The organism is Halalkaliarchaeum sp. AArc-CO, from assembly GCF_024972735.1.
GTDB lineage: Archaea > Halobacteriota > Halobacteria > Halobacteriales > Haloferacaceae > Halalkaliarchaeum.
The window spans coordinates 90,287-110,712 of the sequence record NZ_CP087722.1 but is presented as its reverse complement, the minus strand read 5'-3'; the positions used below and the strand labels follow the sequence as shown (position 1 = coordinate 110,712).

Here is a 20,426-nt window from a genome sequence, read left to right as displayed (position 1 = left end):
CCGCGTCGGTTGGTCGGTGAAACGGCCCGGGTCGAAATAAAGCCGGTGTTGCGGACGGCGCGTATCCCCGCCGTGAACGGCGAGACTTTGCGCCTGCTACCACGTAAACGGGTAGTGCTTCTCGAATCTCCTCTAACGGGGTTTTCTGGAAGCCCACAATCAAATCAGGCTCTTCCCTAACTGAGCGAAACAACGATCAGATTAGCGATATTGTTACTGGTTGGCGTGCAAGATGTACGGCGCGAATGTGGCATGAACCGAGTGCGGTTCTCGGTTGCCGACTCCGCCGACGCCGTCGCCCACCACGGATGCGCGATCACTGTGAACCCACGAAAGCCCTTCTCCTCCGCAATCTCAGCCGCCCGCTTCTTCCCCTCAAAGAACTCCCGCGTGTTTATCACCTCACCCTCCGGGCAGCTCGTCACGGGGCCGTCGTGGCGGATTAGGACGGATCTTCGTTTTCGGCGAAGATGTCGATATTGTTTAGGACCTGAGTGAAATCGACATCGTCGTCGAAGTCGAGCCAGATACCGACCTCGACTTCCTCCCCAGACCCTAGTTCGACAGCATTGTCTTCCCCGACAATAGAATCATCGTTAGGTTCGCCATCGCTGTCGTAGAAGTCGAAATCGTCTTCATCAACTGACCCATCCGCCGTGTCGAACTCGACGTAAACCCACACGTCGTCGCCTCCGCCGTGTTCGTTACCGACACGGAACACGTCGTTGAGCGTCGTCGTCGCCCGAATATTAGGACCGCTACCTCCAGTTGACCCATGACCACCGTCGAGGTCAATATCTAAAACACCGTCGCCGGTCGGACCGCCGGTGTCGCTGGCAGCCCAGCCATTCTCGCCACCTTCTTCGATTCGCAGATATGCATTGGCATCTTCTCTCGGAGTTACCGTGACTTTGCGGTTGGCCTCCACACTCGTGAACGCACCGCTACCTATTGCAGTCGCCCCGCCGGCGACGAGCGATCACAGACCGATTACGAACTTGCGTCGTTCCATAGGTTATGTCACCTTCGTTTGCACGCACGCCCTCACGGGCACGGAACTTGCCGCAGCCGCCGAGGGCGCGCTTATTCACTCATCTATCCCATGCCCATACTCTATTGAGCCCCCAGAGATATCTCAGGTCGGCCAATCGGTCTGGCGCAGGTAAATCAGATGATGTCTGAATATTACCGATTGGTTTACTGACCGCTTTCAGTATCTCAGGCGCGGCCTGAAACACCGACTCTAACATCAGCACAGCCGTTGTGTTGTCCCATCCATCTCGGGCACCGCCAGCCGGAGGTTATATACTTCTCGTCGGTTGTCGTCTGTCACAACCCTACCAGATTTTCACCACGTCCCCCAACTCTGCCCATCTCTCGCAAGAAATAATAACCGAACTCAACCAGATATCAGCCGAACTCGACAGAGCACCGATGCTGACCGAACTCTACGAACACAGTGCGTATGGCCTCGCGGTCTATCGAGAAGACTTCGGGCCCTGACAGTAGGCACTTACCGTCGCGGGTCTCGATCTTCCACACGGGCGCTGCATCCCGGATAACGAGTTGCTGGCGGAACTCCGCGGACTCGGAGCAGAACTGGAAAAGTCCCCTCGGAACAGGATATGACCGACCGCGGCGGTTACGGGTCGGCGTCATATCGCAACCGGTTCGGGTCATGGACGACCGCCGTCAAGGAAGCAGGTCTCGACCCACACGCGGCCCGCAAAGAGCGCTCACGCGAGGAACTGCTCGCGGAACTCCAGCGACTGGCCGATGAGTTCGATCGCCCACAATCACAGTCAGAGATAACCGAATATAGTGAATGCGGAACGGGGACGTACCGCCAGCGATTCGGCTCGTGGATCGAGACACTGGAAACCACTGGTCTGGAGACGCGATCCGTCGAGGAGGTTCCCGGAGAGGAACTTCTCGAGGACCTCCGGTCGTTGGCCGAGACGCTCGACCGCCCCCCGAAGACATTTGATGACGAAGAACGCGGCGAGTACAAGTGTCGTGGTGTACTATCGGCGCTTCGACTTGTGGGAGGATGCCCTCGAAGCTGCTGGCACCGACCAAACGGAACCGCCGTCCTGTGAGGAACTGCTTGCCGACCTAAGGGCCCTCGCCGAGGAGGTGGGTGGACAGCCGAAAATAGCTAATATCGAAGAGCAATGCGCATATTACGTGCAAAGCTATCGCCAAGAGTTCTGATCGTGGGCAGTGGCTGTTAAAGCCGCTGGGTTCGTCCCAAGGGAGCCGACGTGCAAGATACCGATCGAAGAGTTACTCGAAGAACTACGCTCTCTTGCGGAGGAACTCGATCGCAAACCCTGGATAGTCGATATGCGGGATCACGGGGAGTATAGCGCGACGACCTATTACAATCGGTTTGAATTAAGGGGCGACGCAATTGAGGCCGCTAAACTTTCGGAATTGGAGTGAAAGCGAAGGCGTGTCACTACATTTGTTGGCAAGCTAATTCATCAGGAAAATAGTCTTCCTTCGGTTAGCTCTCTAATTCGAGTAATATATTAATAATTTGAAAATATATTAATTTCAAATAGATAATTGTTAAATCTGATCTGCGTTGATGGTTACTTCAGTCTCGTATGTTTCATTAGGATCAAGACCAAAGGTATCCACCTCAACACCTACATCAATATGATCTCCAGGTTCAAGTGTTACTGGCTCTTCACGAAGCAGCGGCTTTAGCCCTTCAACTCCACGATCTTCTTCAACCCAAAATAGGCCAATGCCTGGTTTATCCGGATCAGGATCAACTGGATCGTCAGTGACTTCTACCGTCTCAGTTCCGTCATTCCCTATTCGTAAGAGTCCATTAGCCCCTTCGGGTTCGACATCACGGCTGTACTGAATGATCGCATCGATATTCAGTTTCTTCTCACTAACATCCCCAGGTAAATTGAATTCAACCGTGCCTTCTTCTGGGAATCCACCACTGGAACGTTGGGAACCTCCAAGCGGTGTGAGAGTAAGAACGGCATCCAAGTCGTTTGTTATCTCAACGGTGATTTCCCGCTGGACAGTAGCTTTACTGAATGCTCCAGTTCCGGTGGCGAAGACACTAGCACCGACCGTAGCTACGACCCCAGCGAGGATTTGTCTTCGTTTCATTATATCACTCGGTCATTTTTCAGACCGGTATCAAGGTTGTGTGGTTAGCTATCCGCCAAGGTTGAACGTTAGAGTCTCGGGCACATCATCGTCGTCCCACGAACCAACACCGTCTTCACCCCAGAACCCGAAGCCAATGACGATTGAATCACCCGGCTCAAGCCCCGCGGTGTTCTCCGTAGCAGGATTCGAACTCTGGTCGAAGTTTTCATCAAAGACCTCTCTCCCCACATCGTCTTGGTAGGAATCCAACTCTTCAGCAATCAGAACATTGAACGCGTTAGATTCCCACCAACCACTTTCGTTTATCCGATCAAGGTTGACGGTTTCAGTCCCTTCGTTAACAATTGTGAAGACGTCTTGGAAAGTGAAGTCAGCGTCTTTATTAAGCTCATCAAGCGTGACTTCAAGGGTCCTGTTGCTTATTTCTGCGTAGTCTCCATCAGACCCGTCCGTGTTGGTATTGTTATCACCAGTTCCACCTTCGATTGGGTAGAGACCGACAACTGCATTAGCATCGCCGGTCGTCTGAACAGTCACATCACGCTGGACGGTCGCCATTGAAAACGCACCACTACCCATTGCAGCCGCCCCGCCGGCGGCGAGCGATCCCAGACCGATCACGAACTTGCGTCGTTCCATAGGTTATCTCACCTTCGTTTGCACGCACGCCCTCACGGGTACGGAACCGCACCGCACCCAACCGGACGCGCTCACTCCTTTCTATATCCTATACCCATACTGTATTGGGGCACCTGAGGGTCCTCGGGATGATCTCAAAGTGTCCCAGAATTTCCCGACGAATTATCAGCCCTACCTTGAGAGTTATGCAGCCGTTTCTGGAAAACCCTGAACTCCCGGTTGGACCTGTTCAGGTGAGCCCTGAAATCGGCGTATTGTTGCCCAAAAAAGTTTCGTAGCTACTCAGAGGTGAGTTCTGCAGCCTCGAGTGCCTCCTCCCAGGAGTCAAACCGTCGATAGTACGTTCCCGGGCTAAATGCACCATCTTCACGCATATCCGTCGTTGTCGGCACCGAACTCGTTTCGTCGGCGAGACGATGCAACTCTGCGAGCAACTCATCGCGGGTGATCTGGTCGGCTGATTCGCGCGGATCGAGTCCAGCCGCCTCGAGTGCTGCGTTCCAGGATCCGAACCGGCGGCGATAGGTCCCCGGATTGAACGCCCCCTCCTGGCGCAGGTCCGTCGTTGACGGGGGCGAACCCGTTTCGTCAGCGAGGCGCTGCAACTCGGCGAGTAGTTCAGTTCGAGAAATTCGCATCCGAGAGTCACCTGGCTCAAAGCCTGCCGCCGCGAGTGCATCGTCCCATGACCCAAACCGTCGGTGATACGTGCCCGGGCTGAAGGCCCCCTTACGTTCCATATCCGTCGTTTTTGGGGCCCTACCCTTTTCATCCGCGAGGCGCTGCAACTCTGCGAGTAACTCTTTCCGTGGTATTCTTTCGGGGGACTCACGGTGGTCGAGTCCAGCGACCTCGAGGGCGTCGTTCCACGAGCCAAATCGGGAGCGGTATGTATTCGGCACGTACTCGCCGTGTTCCAACATGTCATTCCACGACGGGGATCGGCCGAGTTCGGTGGCGACTCGCTGGAGTTCCGAGAGCAAGTCCTCGCGTGAGGGCTCGCGACGATCGGGGCGCGATGAGAGCCCAGCGGCTTCGAGTGCCTGATTCCAGGATCCGAAGCGATTTCTGTAGGTCTGGGCGCCGTGGTGGCCCCTTGACGTCATGTCCGTCTCCATCGGAGTGCGATCGAACTCGTCTGCCACTCGGCGCAACTCGGCGAGAAGTGCTTCATCGGGAATACGACGTCCCCGCGGCTGTTCCAGACCTGCCGCCGCGAGTGTATTCGCCCACGATCCGAACTGATCCCTGTATTCCTGCATCGTGTAGGCTCCCTTGTCGTCGATTTCGCCAGGCATGGGTGCGTGTCCCAACTCGTCAGCCAGACTCTGCAGATCGGACAGCAAGTCGTCGGGCGAAGTAGGCATCTCATTCAACGTGACACCCAAATAGCGTAAATATCCCGGTATTCCGTAGCGGATTCACGTTCGAAGATCGCACGCGAGGAACTCGAGCGGGCGCCGAAGAGTCCGACGACGTCAGTGCGCTACCAGGGAGGGGTGCTCCTGCCAACCTGAGGTTCTCTTTTGGCCCTTGCCTAACTGAGCGAAACAACGATCAGATAAGCGATATTGTTACTGGTTGGCGTGCAAGATGGAGGGCGCGTATGCAGCACAGATCACCATTCGTTCCAGCCAGAAACCGGGCTGTATAGATCCGTTCAGTCTTCGGTCCCTACTGTTCCACCGTCAGCAGCAACTGGTCGCACACCAACACGCTCTTCAAGTGTCGCAAGCCGTTCATACAACTCGGCAATACGTTCGTCCTTCTGCTCAAGCTTTGCAGAGAGGCCCTGGATAGCGGCGAAGGCCACGCCATCAGCATCGACGGAGGCAATTGAGTCATCAGAGTCGCCGAGGCCGAACGTCTCGAAGAACTCCTCAGCCATCGGCCCCATATGTCGCCCGCCGTCGCTGTCAGTGAATTCCCAAGTGCTCACGTCAAGTGACTCGACGCCTGCCAAGGCCTGCTGGGGATCGACCGGTTCGGTGTTGGTCTTTTTTGTACGGGTACTGGTCGTGTTGAACGACTCCGCATAGACCGGCATCTGGAACCGTGCCTCATCTGCTCCATTCGAGCTGATTGTAGTCATCGATGAGTCACCGAACACGAACGCGCCATCGTGGTTCGCTCTTGCGTACCGTCCTGCCGCAAACGAGGATCTGCCGGCGGCTATGTTCCTTTGTCCCCCGGGAATAGTCGCCATAGTGCCGCTGGCTTCGTTGCTCGCGCCGCCGGCGACCGTCGCAAGAAAGCCGCTGGCTTTGTTGCCGGAGCCACCGCCGACCGTCGTAGCAATATCGCTGGCTTCGTTGCTCGCGCCGCCAGCGACCGTCGCTGAATCACCCCTGGCTCTGTTGAGGATACCACCACCGACGGTCGCCTGAAAACTGCTGGCGATGTTGCTCTGGCCGCCGCCGACCGACGCCCAACGGCCGCTGGCAGGGTTTCCATCCCCCTCGTTTTCACCGCCCCCGCCGGCGACCGTCGCATTCTCGCCACTGGCCACGTTGGAGTGACCCCCACCGACCGTCGCATTCTCGCCACTGGCTTCGTTGACCGAGGTGGTGGTTTTGTTTTGCCACTCGGCCGGGCCGGTGAACTGGAGCGTGTCGTCGTCATCGAAGTCGAGATACCGACCGACCAGAAGTTCGAACTCTTCGGACTCGACGATGGCGTTCAGCACGCCGTCCTCGATTTCCAGATTCGTCCCTTCGAAATCGCGGATCTCGATGTCGTTGTCTCGCATGGTGAGCGCTCCGAGATCGAGCAGCCGGTAGCCATTGGCAGTTTGATCGCTATTCCATCGTCGGGCCGGTGGTTGGGCGGCCGCGGTGCTACTCAAGAGGCCGAGCCCGAGCAATCCGCCGAGTGCGGCCCGGCGTGAAATCGGGAATGCCGAGTCAGACGGCTCGGAGTGCTGTTCGTCGTTTGATTCGACCGCTACGTGTGTCTCGTTGGGCATGAGTTCCTCCACTGTTACTGTCGCTCAGCAGGTGGCGCTTCGGTTCCGCTCATCCATTTCTCGCCGGCGAATCGGGTCTGTGCCGTGATGGATGAACGAGGAAAGACGACGGCCCCGAACTGAGTAACTGCCGGCTGGATACGCTCAGAACTATCTTAACTTTATTTGATGATAGAAAAGAGTATAATTTCGGGGAGATGCTCGATCGACGAGCCCGCCAACCGACTGAAAACAGTCGATTCGAACTTCGGGTGGGTAGACGGCTCATCGGAGTCAGAGTCAAAATAGTTGCTGTGCTGCATACAACCTCTGAGGGCAACGCAGAAAGGGGTGTTCTGACGAGAACACCCCGTCCCAATCACCAGTGATTATCTCACCAGAAGCGAGCCGTCACCACAGAACCACCAACAAATAGCGAAAAACTGCACTCCTCCCCCGACTATGCTGCCGATTTCTCCCGCTTCGCCTCCGATTCGATGAATCCGGAGGCTCGCTTCAAGTTTCTCCCGATAGCTTTCGCTATTGACGCGTTCTTCACCTTGATCTTCCCTGTGAACGTCGTTTTCTCCCCGTCTTTGTGATACATCTCGTTGATCAACGACTCAGCTCCGGCACGTAACTTCAGAAACTCATGTTCAGCCGGATCATCTAACCGTTTGCGTCGCTGCGCAACTTCTACCCGCCGTTCCCTGAAGCCGTAGCTATAGTGGTTCTGTTGCTCCTCGACGAAACAGCTCTCTCTGTGCGGACACCCGTCACAGAACTCCTTCTCCATCTTTCCAGAAATCCGACCGGTTTCGTAGTGGTTCTGGTCGAATGGTTCGTGTCCGGCAGGACACGCAACCATTCTGGTCCCGTCCCACTCTGGCGCAGCCAACGACATCTTCTCCGCTGCAGGTCGTTGACCTGTGATTCCCGAGAAGTGCTGCGTGATCTCCTGATCACGGCAGCGCTTCTCTACTTCCTTGTGCGTGTACCCACCATCAACGAGCAGGTCACGTAACCCTGTCTCTGTCGAGAGCTCCGTTACGTCCTCGTCAAGAAGGTCGCCGTCGTCCGTGTTGTTGGTATCGACTCGAATCGCTGTAATGAGTCGGAATGGATTCTCACCATTGCACGTCTCCGCTACATTCGCTTTGTATCCGTGATAGTCCTCACCGTTCTTGAAGCGGTAGGTTGCGTCCTCGTCGTGCGGGTTTTGCAACGAACCGCTGTCGATCTCGTCGGGCTCTTTCAGCCCGACGTGATCAGGGTGGTTTTCGGCGTCTTCTCCGGATGACTCTGTGTTATCTTCATCCTGGTTAGTGTCTGTCCCTTCTTCGGGAGAAGTGTACGTTCGGATTGGTTGCCAGTCCGGTGACGAGTCGTCACCGGGCTGGCGTTGGTCATCAAAATCGTCTACGTCCTCGTCGTCTTCGAGTTCGGCAATGCGATAACACTGTTCGTCGAGGACCTGCTGGAGATGGGCAAAGCTCTCCAACTCAGCGTATTCATCGGCATCTTCGAACCGATCAACAAGCCACGCGGTATGCTCGGCGAGTGTTTCCATGGTTGCTGGAATCTCGCCTGGTTCAAGCTGGTAGGACAGCTCCAGGTTGTCGGTGTCTGCGAACTCGTCGATCCCAGCGGGCAATTCCTGTACAATCTCCTCAGGGAGATCGCACAGGAAGTTGTGGAGGACTTTGGCGAGGAGATCAACACGGGACAGTTGCTTGATGTTGGCCTCAATAAACGTCGAATCCATCCGCTGCGTACTGGCATCAATTTCAAACTCTGCTTGGAAATAGCTGCGGTGATCTTCGAAGACTTCGTGTAACAAATCCTGGCCAGTCTCCTTTTCGTGTTCCATCAACCGACGGCGGAAATTGGTGAACGTCTTTTGGCAGATGTTGTCGCCGAGTGTTTCTTTCCCCAGTGCGTTTCTGACGCGAAAATCGAAGATGTAGGCATATTCAAGCTCTTCGTCAGAGAGATCGAGCAGGTGTTTGATAATCTCCAGTGAGACAAGCTCATTGACGGGTTTGTTCGGACGGCTATACCCGTCGTGGTATAACCGCCCGAACTTCGTCTCATCTATCTGGGTGAAGATGTGTTGATAAAAGTGGGTTGACCAGTGATTCTGTAATTTTTCGTCAATGCTGGATGGAAGGTCTTTTACAGGTGAGAACAACTTTTCCTGGTGATGTTCGTTATTTTCTTCAAACACGTTATTAGCCAGGTTACTGATTTAACGGCTTGCTTAGGTAAATACCTTATGGAGATTATAGAACAAAGTTAGAAGAGAGTTATTCAGTATATTTCAATCACTCATGGGCTACCCTTTCTACGGCGCCGTCAACCTCTACATCTTGCACAGCCCGAGATACCAACTTTGAGACGGATGCCGCTGTTTCGTTGTGTTCGGTAAGAGCCCAAATCACTTTCCTCCGACTAGCCATTCCTCACATACTGGAATTACTGTCCCAGTCGGTCTCGTTCTCGATTACCTGCGTTTCCTTCGGAAGCGCACGGACCTCAATTCCGCGCCACTCACCATCAACTCCCACGAGAGCTTCTGAATAGCCGGTTTCCTCACTCCCAGGTGTTGCCTCCTGGACGAACCGCATCTGTGCGTAATTCAGCCCGAACTCGTCTGCCCACTGTTCGTCCATTCCATCCAACCGATGGAATTGCTTGAGCGCACACTGATCGAGGATCATCTCGGCTTCGGGCCGCTGGAAGAACTCGTCGACAGTCTGCGTCACGAGACGAATTGAGAGGTCGTGATGACGGTGGTGTCGGAAGATAGTCTCCAAGAACGATAGATCAGCTGCCCCCTGGAACACGTATCGCGCCTCGTCAATGATGAAGACGACCTCACCCGCCTCTTTGGCCCGTTCGTAAACGAGCGAGATGAGAAGTTGCATGAGAAGACTCGTGCTACCACCACCAGATCCCTCTTGTTGACCCAGATCGAGATAGATAACCTTCTCATCACGAATGTCGAATTCCGTGGGTCGACCGAGGTTTTCATACCGGCCGCCGTCACCGAATGGCCGAAGCTGATCGATCAACCACGTCGCATCTTCTTGTAGTTTGTCGGCCTCCTCCTCGGTCCGGATGACATACTCATCTGGGTCGTTGATGATATCCTCGAGGACGTCGAGAACATCTCGCAGTGTCGGACTCTCGTTGTCGTGTGTGGTGATGTCGTCGGTGATTCCCTTGCGCCGATACGCAACCTCGATTGCAAGTTCCAGCGTGGTCCGTCGATCAGCGAGATCAATCCCCCGAAGCGTGAAATAGTTCGAAAGGAAGCTCAATACACTGTCCTTCTTTTCTTTGAACGGACTGGCGTCATCGCCCAGTGCCTGCTGTACGTGAGGCGGGGTGGGTTTGATCTCCATCGGGTTGATGCCCATATTTCCACCAACCGTGATTCGCTGTGCACCAAGCGCTTCGGCGACACCGGCCCAGTTGTTCAGGGGTTCGAGGATGATTCCGATCCGGTCTTCCGACTGCGCGATCGATCGCAGGAACTGCTGTTTGGCACCGAAGGACTTGCCTGATCCGGGATCGCCAACTGTGAACATCGCATAGCCGTTATCTCGATCGAACGCATCAATGACGACAGGACTGTTGTTGTGCCGATGAATCCCAACCTCAATTCCGTCCGGTTCGAGAATAGTCGGGTTATGTGGAGACGCCAACAGGGCACCGGCCGCACCACCGAGAGCAATTGTCTCCCGGCCAAATGGATTTCGGCTGATAGGTGCTGCCGCCTGTAACGCGAGATCCTGTTTGCAGATCGCCGTTTTCGGCGTCAGGTTCGCCGGATCCTCCCGGAGACGACTCCGAACCGCCCGGACAGACTCCCGAAGTTCGTCACGAGTCTCGGCCCGGACCGTGATGAACATCGCTTGCGTGAAGACACGCTGGCCATTTTCGACAGCAGTATACGTTTCAGCCGCTTCGTGCGCTCGTTCCTGGAGATACCGTCCGCGAACACTACGTTCGAGGTCGGCATCGACCTGCAATTCGTCAGCCACTTGCTGGAGTTCGTCACGTGCGCGCTCCTGGTTTTTGGGTCGAATCCGAACCGTGCAATCGAACTGGATTTCCGTTAGCGTGAACAGTTCGTTGAGATACCCGTCCATGGGATAATCCGGCCAATCAGCGACATACAAGGTCGTCGTCCATGTCTCACCGATTCGAGCTGCGCGTGTCTCCCATTCGACGGCCGCAGGAGCCACGATACGCTGATGGTGTTCAGACAGTTCCTCGAGAGCAACCCGTTCCCGGTGCTGTTTTTCGAGCATCGACTCATCAAACACTGCTGTCGGCTCGAACTCCTCAGTGTCTGCTGTCCGGCGATGCCACGCCGAAGCTACGAGTGCCCCCAGCAGTGTCGCACCAACCACGAGCGCAACGTCAGCCACATCAGCAGCGGCAAGGAGGTCAGCGAATGCGAGCAAAATCGAACTCGTCTCAAAACCGGGATCGGTTACAATCGGATTTTCGAGAGACACAGCTCTATCGACCGGCCATTCATCGGGGCGTCCAACAGCGAGAATCTCACTCACGCTGGCTCACCTCCGGGTCGTGACTCACGGCAGGCATCGTTCTGATCGCCGTCTCCTCATCCCCGTATTCGAGATAATCGCCACTCCAGAACTCCATCGCCAAGACGAAGAGTTCGACAGTCTCCAGCCGACGCGCACTCCACCCATTCGCCTTGCTCACGAATTCTGTCTCGACCGTCCTGGATCTCGTATCGAGGGCATCGATCATCTTCGCTCGAACCTCGGCCTCAGTCAATTGTTCACGGCGAGTCACGAACGGTGTAAAGAGGATTCCAAGCAGGGGAATCTGCGTCAACTTCTCTGCCGGCGAGCGTTCGTCGCGATCCTCGTTGTACACTTCAAATGGGTGGACCTCGATTGCCAGATAGTACCGAACCTGCTGGATGTTCTCGAGGTCATCCGGGCGTGTTTCGCGGTACTCCTGGAGGAGTTCCTTGAAGATCGGATTGTCACTCACGTCATCATCCTCGAGGCGTTCCTCGATCTGTTCGGTGAGTCGCTCTGTCGGGAACGGCCGAGTAGTCGCATGGAGTGTGAGCGGAAAATCGAGTTCGTCATTCACGAACTCCTCACCGTGCTCCTGGAGATCGGCCCAATCTCCAGACATCGCGAAATCCATATTTGCGGGATCGATCTCCAGCATCGCGACAAACGCCCCATCCGACCGTTCGATAGCTCCCGCTCCAGGCCAGGCTCGTTTGACGTCTGTGAGATCCTGTGTGCGTTCCTCCGGAGCAAACGGGTTGTACTGGGCAATACCGCCGTCCGTTCGTTTTACAGCTCGGGGATCTGCCGTTGTCTCATCCTGGGGTGAGCTAAAGGTCCACCGCGGTCGTCGAGTGTAATACCGCCAGACGTCAGTGAGCCAGACGCTGGCCGGCAAATGGTTCGGTGCCGCATAGACCGTTGCAATACCGAGGAGCAACCCACCTACTACCAACGGAAAGACGATGGCGTCGATCCCAGTTACCCCACCAAGGAACAACGCTGCAATGGGGAACCCCAGAATAATGTACAGATCCCCCTCTTCGATATTCAAAACTGGAACGCGATTCTCCTCACCGATCGTGTCCATAATCCGTCGACTTGCTGGTTCAGTATCTTGTGGCATGATCAGTAGTACGCAGGATCGTTTTCGCTTCGACGATACTCGGGAACCCCTCGTGCGGTCGAATCAGGAGCAACGTTATCCTGGCCTGTCCGCTGTTGTTGTCCACTCCCGTCAGTCGCCGGCGCTGTAGTGCCACCCTGTGAGCCGTTGCCCAGTCGCGACGCAACGACTGGGCCGGTCGCAGCGGCCGGCCCCCACCGAGCAGCGGAAGCCGCAGCGAATGGGCCCGCCAGTTTTCCTGCGGTCACGACAGCGCCAGCTGTCAGAGCCAATCGAGACGTTGTTCCCATGAGCTGTGACGCGAGGGGTGCCCCGTATTTGAACAGCTTCCAGACAATTACCAGCGAGAGAATTGGCAGCGACACCGCGATGAGATAGCTCAGGTACATACTCTCCGGCGCCAGCGGCGAGTTCGTTCCCCCGCTGAACAGGAGCTCGTACGCTTTGAACAGGAGCGCAACTGGCAGCGGCATGATCGCCAACGGGACGAACTTCAAGCAGAGACGCTTCGCGATTCGGGACACCACCGGAAGATTACCATAGAGCGTGTCATAGAACTCTTCACACACTCTAGTCAGCCTAGTTACCATTATAGCACGTTATCTGCTTAGAGGGCCGTGCACCGAGTGCACGTGGTTTAGAACTAGTCAAAGAGTACCCTTTCGTTTCCGAATAATGATTTCTCGCACCCGTTCAACGTGGTTCGTCTCGGATTGAACGAATGCTGTGAGGATGGCTTCGACGATCTCGGAGCGGCTGACTCCGAGATCGTCACATTCAGCGACCAGTTCATCTACTTCTTGCACGATTTCCTCGTCAACAGCGACTCCGAACTTCTCTTTTGCCATAGTTATAACACTCTAAGAACAGCGTGCACCAAGTGCACGGCGCTTTCAATTCGTTAGAGCTGATTCAGCGAGCCATGAGAACTATTCTATGACACGCTCTACCATACGCAACTGCGACCCCGATCGGCATCGCATAGAAATAGACGTAGATGAGAATATCGCGCAGGAAAAACAGCGCCTGGATAACCCACATGGCAAAGCCTCCGAATGCTGCGAGCATGAGGGAGAGAACCGGATTCACGACAGTCACAGCCAGGAACTCGAGCATCGCCCCAGTGACCACAGACGCATCCGGAAGGAAGGCGATCGTGAACGCCTCGACGAGATAGAGGGTCAAGACACCTACCCAATACCAGGTCACGATGAGGAACGCTCCAGTCCACGCAGACCGCCGGGTTCTCCTCGCCTCGGCTGTGCTACCGAGGTTGAAGATGCGGATCGTATGCCGGCCCTGGACGCAGATCACGAGGATCAACAACCCCAGCAACATGATTTCACCCCCGACCAGGGCATCATGCAAATCCGTCCACGGTTCGTTCGTCGGTGTACCGAAGGCGAAGGAGCCGTCCGTCTCCGGAAGTGGCGTGTCGAAAAGCGACTCGGTTATCGTCTCATACCCTGCAGCGATTCCCTGGTGGAACCACTCGATGACGATGTTCAGTGCATCCTTGAACCACTGCACCCCGACGTCGACCAACGAGATCCCAGTCATCGACGACCACCAACCTGGAGAAACGTGGTGAGTCGAATTCCGGCGTACCACGACACTGCGAACGGAATCACCCACCAGATACTCTGACTCAGGAGTGTTAGCCATCCGGAAACCGTCGTCAACGGATGCCAGCGGACGCTCGCCGTCCCACCTGCGTAGGCTGGGTCATGTGTGTACCAGGCCCCCGGATGATACTCTGCCGTATAGAGACCAGGCTCGCTGACAGTCACGGTGGCCATCCCGGACTGGTTGGTCTCGATACGCTCGCCTGCGATCGTTAGATACCCATCTCGAGGGTCCGGTCCGATCGATGTCATTCGCGTGGTGCCGTCAATCGGGTCTTCAAGAACGATCGGATCGCCGGTTGTAGCGTCAGTTACCTCGACCCTCAAGGTTGCTGCAGAATCATTCACTGACTCGATGACGACGTCGACGTCGCTTTCACGAATCTCTCGATCGTCCATGTGAGCGGCCTCAGAAAGCGGCGCATCAACACCACGGACGATTCCCTGTACGATGAGCGAATCTTGATCTATCGAGTCAGTTCGAATGACCATTCCATACGACCGTGTATATCTATCATCGACGACGCCGACATCGACATTCTCGTGTATGGTTGCTGCCGGAGAGTCACTCTCGATTCCCCACACATCGAGAATACTCGGGCCGTCGCGATCGGGTTCCGCTCGTGGACCGACTCGAGACGGGAATGAATGCACATACACTGGTCGGGCATCCGATGTGACGACATCACTGCCGCCCTCAGTCTCTTCAACGAGTTCATCCCAGGAAGTGTCCCGAGCGGTATAATATCGCCACACGCCCCGGACCATGTCGTTCCCATCAGCAGAAAGCGTATAGCCATGCCACGGCAGTGCCTGATAAACACCAATCCCCACGTCTCCGTCCGGATATGTTGCAGTATACCGCTCCGCCGAGAGGTCGTAGACGTGAGCGGTGATCGTTTGAGAGACAGTGATCTCGTCACTGTAATCCCAGGAATAGGTATCCGCCCAGCCATCTCCTCGAATGATAACGAACTCTCGAATTTCGACCTCGATGTCCGCTTCGAGTGTCACCTCCGTTTGGCCACTTCCACTGGTAGCATACTCGAGGACCGGTGTCTGACTTCCTTGTGCTGTGGCCACCGTCTCACCATCACGCAACACACGAACTTCACGAACTTCCTGGCTCGAGACAGACCATCGTTGTGTGAAGTTTTCCTCGTCTTCTCCGTCTGGTGTTTCTACCCGGTAATCGACGAGGGCTCTGAGTTCACCCTCCGGCGCGATGAAGAGCGGCCGTTCATCTGGCCCAGTGTGTGCACGGGTTGATGGGTGAATTGCAAACGCCGAGATGTGTGCGTCCTTTATCGCCCACGAATCCTCCCGGGACGCATGGGGCGGGCCAACAGACGTTCGCGTTCCGCCTGGCTCCAAGTCGTCGAAGGCCGTCGCAGTCCACCGCACAGCCGTTGATGGAGGTTCTTTGAATGAGACATCTGTACAGCTGGTCAGTTCCTCGAACGCTTCGCTTTCGTCCGTGTCTCCTGCAGAATCACTTGTCACCTCCTCACAGTGGTTTGGCTCCTTGGAGAACAGCGTCGCAGTCTCGTTGTCGGTTACCGACGCTGCGGGTTGTTCCACGTGAATGGATTCCGATGCAGTAACCCCTGCTGTGGTAAGGCCAAGCAGCAGACACGCTGCCGTAGTGAATTTGATTATTGGCGTCATTCGAAATAGCTGACCGGGTGTGAGCGATCTACCAGGGGACGAGATCCACACACTCCGCTAGCGGGAGGTTCATCATTGATCCAGCCACCGTGTACAGCGGTCCGAGCACAAGTAGAATAATCGCCGACTTGAGAGCCGTTCGTTTGTGCCGCTTAATCGCCTCGCGCTGTTCCGGATTCAACGTGAACATCTCCGCGAGGGAATCCGCCTGCCAGACCACGACGAGACCCATAATCCCGAGAGCAGTCGTGACCTGGAAAAATCCGGAGATCATCTCCGGCAGTCGATCCGCCTCACAGACCGCTGATTCGGCCTGTACCGGTTCGACTGCAATAATGGAAAAGAACAGGATACCAACGACAAGGTGAATGACACCCGACCAGCGGGTCTGACCGGATTCATCCCCCCTGTCGGAAGAGTCCCCGATTTCCTGCATTCCGTCGGCTTCGTTGCTACCATCATCAGTGTCACTTGAGGAGTGACCCGTCATCTCTGTGTAGATGAAGATTCTCCAATGGGTATTTAAATTTGTATATCTCAGTATAGAAAATAAGTTAATGAGCTAAAGTTTTTAGTAGAAAACAATAATCCGGCTAATGGAAATCCAGTCAGGAGGTGGTACGCAGCCAGTGACTTTTATACCAAAAAGAAGCACCCGGTATCGTGATGGTCGAACATCCAAGTGATTGGCACGCTCAAGATTGGGCGATAGTTGTCGAGGCACTTGCTCAGTGGGCTGGTTCACCGAAAGCTACGACGGACCGAGAAGAACGAGCCTGGGAATTGATCGAGACAATCAGTGCAGACCATCAGATAGCAGCGAGCGAATTACTACTGCAGGTTGACGACGACTGGAGTGGCCCCGAAGAAACACAATCTCACAACGACAGGTAGGGCTATCCGGAACAACCGTTGACCTCCTCGCGCTACAGCGCGGAAAGGAAGTCAAACAAGTCGAGCCCGTTCAGCCAGTTCCGCCGCTGTCTCCCGAGGCTCGGTGAGTATCGCATCCAGATCGTCAACGATCCTCCCGAGATCACCATCCGTCACCACCACCTCGCTATCGGTGATAAAGACGTGCTCAAGTTCACACAGATTCTCGACGCCTGCGAATTTGACTACGTTATCATGAGTGGGTACGTCGCGATCCTCACTGGGCGGTCTCGGTCGACAGAGGACATCGACATCATTCTGGAGTCATTATCCGAAACAGAGACTGAGCAGTTAGTTACCGAACTCAAAGATCACGGATATTGGGGGATGGCAATGCCACTTGATGAGATGTATTCGATGTTGAGCGAGGGCAGCCGAATCCGAATTGCTGAGGAAGGGGAGATGTACCCGAACTTCGAGACGTGGTTTGTTTCAAACGACGTAGAGCGTGAGGCCCTCTCGAACCCCCTCACGGTGATATTTGATGAGGGGCAGATCGAGATCAGTCCGCTTGAACTCCAAATTGCATACAACCTCCGACTTGCGCAAGCTGCAGATAGTCTCAGCGGGAAGGATTTCGAAGATGCACTCCACCTGTACTTGACCTTCGAGGAACGATTTAACACGGAGCAGCTCGAAACGTACGTCAACAAGCTTGGAGTTGAGGACTACTATGCTGAACTCACAGGAGTTTGAGGACGACCACCGCCGGAACACGGAGCAACGGCGTGAGATGATTAAGCGATGGGCTGAGTACGTTCGGACGCACGACGATAAGGAGTGGTCACGCCAACAGAATCGGCTTATTGACTCTCAGCTCCAGTCGGCAAACGACATGGCTGCCGCTGGCGATACGGATCCAGTTCGGTTTGCAGCCGCTCGAGATCGGCTGCGCGATCGGTGACTGCCCACAGACCCTCCTCCACGGGCGCTCCAACAACGAATTCTTCGTACCCATATATTCAACACGAGAACAGCCCTTCAGAGGAGAAGGAGCGATAGTCTATCGTTAGCCCCGGAGATAAGCCACGGACTGACCGACGTCACGGACGGAGTCGCTCCGCTCCAAATCGAGTTCTTCGGCGAGATAATCGACGGTCTCCTCCAGGTCCATCTGTCGTCGACTCGCCCATAGAGTATACTCGTAGTGCAGAGTTACCGGTCAGTTGATTCAACTCGCTGGTACGTATTGAGCCGACCACTGCGGTTGACGGTAATCTGTCCTTCCTCTTCGAGCTTCCGGAGTTTGTTGTAGATCTGGTGATCGGGGAAATCCAGCTCTTCTCGGAGGTCTTCGATCGTTTTCGGGCTCTCCAGCGAGACGAGCAGCGCGTTCTCAAGACAGTACGAGACGAGCCGGTCCGTGATTGGCGCAACAATATTGTGCCGCTCGTCGAGGACATCGAGCGTATCGAGCACAGCAAACGAGAAGAATTGGCCAGTGCGATCTTCCTGGGTCTTGATCTCTTGGAAGATGCTCTCCCAGTCGAGGTCGGCTTGTCTGGCGATCAGTGCAGCATCTTCGAGATCGCCTTCGCGTTCCGTAATCGATTTGAACACGAAGATGTCGGTCAGCGAGAGCAGATGTACGTGAAGATTGCCGTACTCGAATGATTGGTCGCACCGCTCGATCATCGCCGGCGTCAACTGGAGCTGGCCGGCGACCGCCTCCACGAATATATCCCAGCGCGGAAACCCTTCCTTCTCCAGCACAATACTGGGATCAAGCTGGTTGTATGCCGCTTCCAAGTCACTACGCTCCTCGTATCCCAGGTCCTGAAGCGATTCGGCGATTGCAAAGAACGTCTGTCCGTCCTCAACGACGATGTCGACGTCTTTCGTCGAATCTTTCAACCCACGCAGAATGAGGTTTCCGCCTCCGAGAAGATACACGTCGACAGGCGTCTCCAGGTGGTCGCCAAGCTCTTCGAGCCCCCGTCGAAGGCTATCTTCCGGATGTTGGCCGCGCGGATAGACCCCATAGTCGTTCGCGAGATCGATGAATTCCTCCCACGGGAGAAAGAGCTCCTCGTGGTGGACCTCCCGTTGGTCGATGTATGCAAAGAGATCTGCCCATTTCTCGACGCACTCCCACCTGTTTGCGAATCGCCACAGGTCGCTGGCGTCGAGGGTCGCGCGGTGCGTCAGATAGAACACGCCAGCCATCGCCATCTGTTTCTTGTTCTCAGCGACGGTCACTGCATGGATCAGAACCTCTTCAAGTCCCAGCGAGCGATCACCTTGATAGACGTAGGTCTTCGCTGGGTGATAGTCAACACCGTAGCGAGTGAACGCCGAGAACGCAGTCGGCGTCCCATCGACGTTGTCCTTGCTCGTCGCGACGAGTCGGTCGCCGTTCGCGCGGTATTCGGTTTCGAACGGTGTCGTTCGGGTTCTAGCTTCGAGGAACGACCGAAGCGTGTCATCGGTGATAGCATACCCGTCGTCCGTGTGTGCGATCGCACCGGTCTCCTGGATCTCGTTCAAATGCTTGTAGAGCGTGGACTTGGCGAAGCCCTTCGTTTGTAACTCCGAAATCGTCTTCGGACCGCCGATAAGCGCACCCAAAATGTCCTCTTTCGTCCCTGTCAGCACTTTTTCGAGCGCGTAGCGGTCAAGGAGCTCGGCAAGCAGTGACGCTTCGTACGTGGTGGCCAATTGGACTCCGTCGGTTCGGTCCACAAGATGGTCGTTTTCGAGGTCGCCAACGACCTCCGATGTCCAGCTCTGACTTCTATCGATTGCATCGGCTAACTCGCCAATCGAGTAGGACCGATCTCGCAAACAGTCGATAACCCGTAACGCCGCTTCTCTCATAGATTCCAATTCTACCGATGTATTTATAACTATATCGGTGAGAGTGGAATACAGACTCTTGACGCTCAGGGTGGACCGTCAAACGATTTGGAATCCCGACAGGATTTGAGCGACAACCGGAGGACTCGTTTGAAGGTCCTCTCCAAGTCGTCCTCAACGAGCGTTCGGTGCTCAACCCCGACCACGTCGAAGGATATCCAGTCATCTCTCGGCGCGAGACGATAGAGTTCATGCGGAAGCATTATGCGACGTTTCAGTCAGCACTCGCTATGCTCGATCGCATGTACGACGATCTCGATCTCGACGTTTCCTACCGTGAGTCAGAAAGAGAATGCTCGTGAGTTTCACAGCAGCAATTGAATTATCGACCTCCTCCACGGTGAGGTTTAATTGATTGCCGTTGGTTTGACATCGACAGCGTTCCCGGGTTGCTATTTTTGAATAGTTTGCTATTCATACTCTTCAGCCCGCGAAGGGACGATATCTGATTAACCAACAAATCTATGCCGATACGCACTTTGTTGGTTAACACGAGGCGACCGCTGATGTCCTACGAGCCACCGACGCCGCCGGCGGAACTCCCGACAGACCTCGTCAATACGCTCAACGAGTCCTCTTCTGAGCAGCTCCAGCACGTTGCCCGCTACGCTGAAGAGCTAGCTGAGCACAAAGCTCGCGAGGCACGTCTCGAAGATGACTCAGATGAAAACGAGATTGAAGAACGCCCCGACGATCTTCCGGACGACGTCCCGGCGAAGGCCACGATCACGATCAAGGAGATTAACGACAACCGCTACTACTACTGGCAGTGGCGAGAAGGCGAAAAAGTTCGTTCCCAGTATAAAGGCCCCGTCAGTCCCGACGAATAGACGGTAGTGAACTGGGGCCGGGGTGTGTCGAGCGAAATTAGTAGCGTAGCAGAGGACACCCCCCAGAATGTGAATGGGTTCAACCCACCCCACACC

General features: G+C 55.3%; 17 protein-coding genes and 2 pseudogenes. 5 read left to right on the top strand and 14 right to left on the bottom strand.

What is annotated here, in order from left to right; translation table 11 throughout:
- Window positions 1-442 precede the first annotated feature (442 nt).
- The gene (locus AArcCO_RS00415) at window positions 443-928 is read right to left on the bottom strand and encodes a hypothetical protein (protein ID WP_259532803.1); all 486 of its coding nucleotides are present in this window, start codon (window positions 926-928) and stop codon (window positions 443-445) included.
- A gap of 679 nt (window positions 929-1,607) precedes the next feature.
- On the opposite strand from AArcCO_RS00415, the pseudogene AArcCO_RS00410 reads away from it, so the two are divergent.
- Window positions 1,608-1,700, top strand: a pseudogene (locus AArcCO_RS00410) (hypothetical protein); the annotation flags it as partial.
- A 48-nt stretch (window positions 1,701-1,748) separates the two neighbouring features.
- A complete protein-coding gene (locus tag AArcCO_RS00405) occupies window positions 1,749-2,099 on the top strand; it encodes a homing endonuclease associated repeat-containing protein (RefSeq protein WP_259532915.1) in 351 nt (116 codons plus the stop codon).
- A 475-nt stretch (window positions 2,100-2,574) separates the two neighbouring features.
- Here the strand turns inward: AArcCO_RS00405 and AArcCO_RS00400 are convergent, their stop codons facing one another.
- The 12 genes from AArcCO_RS00400 to AArcCO_RS00345 form a co-directional block, all read right to left on the bottom strand.
- Entirely contained in the window at window positions 2,575-3,138 is a 564-nt protein-coding gene (locus AArcCO_RS00400; protein ID WP_259532802.1) for a hypothetical protein, read from the bottom strand.
- Window positions 3,139-3,186: 48 nt separating this feature from the next.
- On the bottom strand, window positions 3,187-3,780 hold the full coding sequence (locus AArcCO_RS00395) for a hypothetical protein (protein WP_259532801.1): 594 nt from the start codon (window positions 3,778-3,780) through the stop codon (window positions 3,187-3,189).
- A gap of 278 nt (window positions 3,781-4,058) precedes the next feature.
- Window positions 4,059-4,418, bottom strand: a complete 360-nt coding sequence (locus tag AArcCO_RS00390; RefSeq protein WP_259532800.1) for a homing endonuclease associated repeat-containing protein — start codon at window positions 4,416-4,418, stop codon at window positions 4,059-4,061.
- 1,022 nt (window positions 4,419-5,440) lie between these two features.
- Complete coding sequence (locus AArcCO_RS00385) at window positions 5,441-6,745, bottom strand: tail fiber domain-containing protein (RefSeq protein WP_259532799.1); 1,305 nt, start codon at window positions 6,743-6,745, stop codon at window positions 5,441-5,443.
- Between the two features lie 439 nt (window positions 6,746-7,184).
- On the bottom strand, window positions 7,185-8,951 hold the full coding sequence (locus AArcCO_RS00380) for a transposase (RefSeq protein WP_259532798.1): 1,767 nt from the start codon (window positions 8,949-8,951) through the stop codon (window positions 7,185-7,187).
- Window positions 8,952-9,186: 235 nt separating this feature from the next.
- Window positions 9,187-11,163, bottom strand: coding sequence for a VirB4 family type IV secretion system protein (locus AArcCO_RS00375; protein ID WP_259532797.1), 1,977 nt, complete (start codon window positions 11,161-11,163; stop codon window positions 9,187-9,189).
- 136 nt (window positions 11,164-11,299) lie between these two features.
- On the bottom strand, window positions 11,300-12,418 hold the full coding sequence (locus AArcCO_RS00370; RefSeq protein ID WP_259532796.1) for a TraC-like domain-containing protein: 1,119 nt from the start codon (window positions 12,416-12,418) through the stop codon (window positions 11,300-11,302).
- A 2-nt stretch (window positions 12,419-12,420) separates the two neighbouring features.
- Window positions 12,421-13,008: a TrbL/VirB6 family protein gene (locus AArcCO_RS00365; protein WP_259532795.1), complete on the bottom strand. Its 588-nt coding sequence runs from the start codon at window positions 13,006-13,008 to the stop codon at window positions 12,421-12,423.
- A gap of 57 nt (window positions 13,009-13,065) precedes the next feature.
- Window positions 13,066-13,266, bottom strand: coding sequence for a ribbon-helix-helix domain-containing protein (locus AArcCO_RS00360; RefSeq protein ID WP_259532794.1), 201 nt, complete (start codon window positions 13,264-13,266; stop codon window positions 13,066-13,068).
- 64 nt (window positions 13,267-13,330) lie between these two features.
- Complete coding sequence (locus AArcCO_RS00355) at window positions 13,331-13,978, bottom strand: TrbL/VirB6 family protein (RefSeq protein WP_259532793.1); 648 nt, start codon at window positions 13,976-13,978, stop codon at window positions 13,331-13,333.
- Window positions 13,975-15,711 carry a DUF8186 domain-containing protein gene (locus AArcCO_RS00350; protein ID WP_259532792.1) on the bottom strand — a complete coding sequence of 579 codons (1,737 nt, stop codon included), beginning with the start codon at window positions 15,709-15,711 and terminating at the stop codon, window positions 13,975-13,977. The genes AArcCO_RS00355 and AArcCO_RS00350 overlap by 4 nt, the downstream gene beginning before the upstream one ends.
- A 28-nt stretch (window positions 15,712-15,739) precedes the next feature.
- The gene (locus AArcCO_RS00345) at window positions 15,740-16,147 is read right to left on the bottom strand and encodes a DUF7985 family protein (protein WP_259532914.1); all 408 of its coding nucleotides are present in this window, start codon (window positions 16,145-16,147) and stop codon (window positions 15,740-15,742) included.
- Window positions 16,148-16,623: 476 nt separating this feature from the next.
- Between AArcCO_RS00345 and AArcCO_RS00340 the strand changes: the two genes are divergently transcribed.
- The gene (locus AArcCO_RS00340; RefSeq protein WP_259532791.1) at window positions 16,624-17,340 is read left to right on the top strand and encodes a hypothetical protein; all 717 of its coding nucleotides are present in this window, start codon (window positions 16,624-16,626) and stop codon (window positions 17,338-17,340) included.
- A gap of 459 nt (window positions 17,341-17,799) precedes the next feature.
- On the opposite strand, the gene AArcCO_RS00335 is transcribed toward AArcCO_RS00340, so the two are convergent.
- The gene (locus AArcCO_RS00335) at window positions 17,800-19,302 is read right to left on the bottom strand and encodes an ArsR family transcriptional regulator (RefSeq protein WP_259532790.1); all 1,503 of its coding nucleotides are present in this window, start codon (window positions 19,300-19,302) and stop codon (window positions 17,800-17,802) included.
- A 239-nt stretch (window positions 19,303-19,541) separates the two neighbouring features.
- Here AArcCO_RS00335 and AArcCO_RS00330 point away from each other — a divergent pair.
- Together AArcCO_RS00330 and AArcCO_RS00325 are read left to right on the top strand one after the other, a co-directional pair.
- Window positions 19,542-19,802, top strand: a pseudogene (locus tag AArcCO_RS00330) (RNA polymerase subunit sigma-70); the annotation flags it as partial.
- A 204-nt stretch (window positions 19,803-20,006) separates the two neighbouring features.
- Window positions 20,007-20,330 (top strand): DUF6788 family protein, encoded by a 324-nt coding sequence (locus AArcCO_RS00325; protein ID WP_138246838.1) that lies wholly within the window; start codon window positions 20,007-20,009, stop codon window positions 20,328-20,330.
- Window positions 20,331-20,426: the final 96 nt, after the last annotated feature.

Bases quoted from the DNA above. Each gene is read 5' to 3' on its own strand.
- AArcCO_RS00325 (WP_138246838.1), top strand. From the start codon at position 20,007: ATGTCCTACGAGCCACCGACGCCGCCGGCGGAACTCCCGACAGACCTC.
- AArcCO_RS00345 (WP_259532914.1), bottom strand. From the start codon at position 16,147: ATGCAGGAAATCGGGGACTCTTCCGACAGGGGGGATGAATCCGGTCAG.
- AArcCO_RS00355 (WP_259532793.1), bottom strand. From the start codon at position 13,978: ATGACTGGGATCTCGTTGGTCGACGTCGGGGTGCAGTGGTTCAAGGAT.
- AArcCO_RS00390 (WP_259532800.1), bottom strand. From the start codon at position 4,418: ATGCGAATTTCTCGAACTGAACTACTCGCCGAGTTGCAGCGCCTCGCT.
- AArcCO_RS00370 (WP_259532796.1), bottom strand. From the start codon at position 12,418: ATGCCACAAGATACTGAACCAGCAAGTCGACGGATTATGGACACGATC.
- AArcCO_RS00360 (WP_259532794.1), bottom strand. From the start codon at position 13,266: ATGGCAAAAGAGAAGTTCGGAGTCGCTGTTGACGAGGAAATCGTGCAA.
- AArcCO_RS00395 (WP_259532801.1), bottom strand. From the start codon at position 3,780: ATGGAACGACGCAAGTTCGTGATCGGTCTGGGATCGCTCGCCGCCGGC.
- AArcCO_RS00385 (WP_259532799.1), bottom strand. From the start codon at position 6,745: ATGCCCAACGAGACACACGTAGCGGTCGAATCAAACGACGAACAGCAC.
- AArcCO_RS00400 (WP_259532802.1), bottom strand. From the start codon at position 3,138: ATGAAACGAAGACAAATCCTCGCTGGGGTCGTAGCTACGGTCGGTGCT.
- AArcCO_RS00350 (WP_259532792.1), bottom strand. From the start codon at position 15,711: ATGACGCCAATAATCAAATTCACTACGGCAGCGTGTCTGCTGCTTGGC.
- AArcCO_RS00365 (WP_259532795.1), bottom strand. From the start codon at position 13,008: ATGGTAACTAGGCTGACTAGAGTGTGTGAAGAGTTCTATGACACGCTC.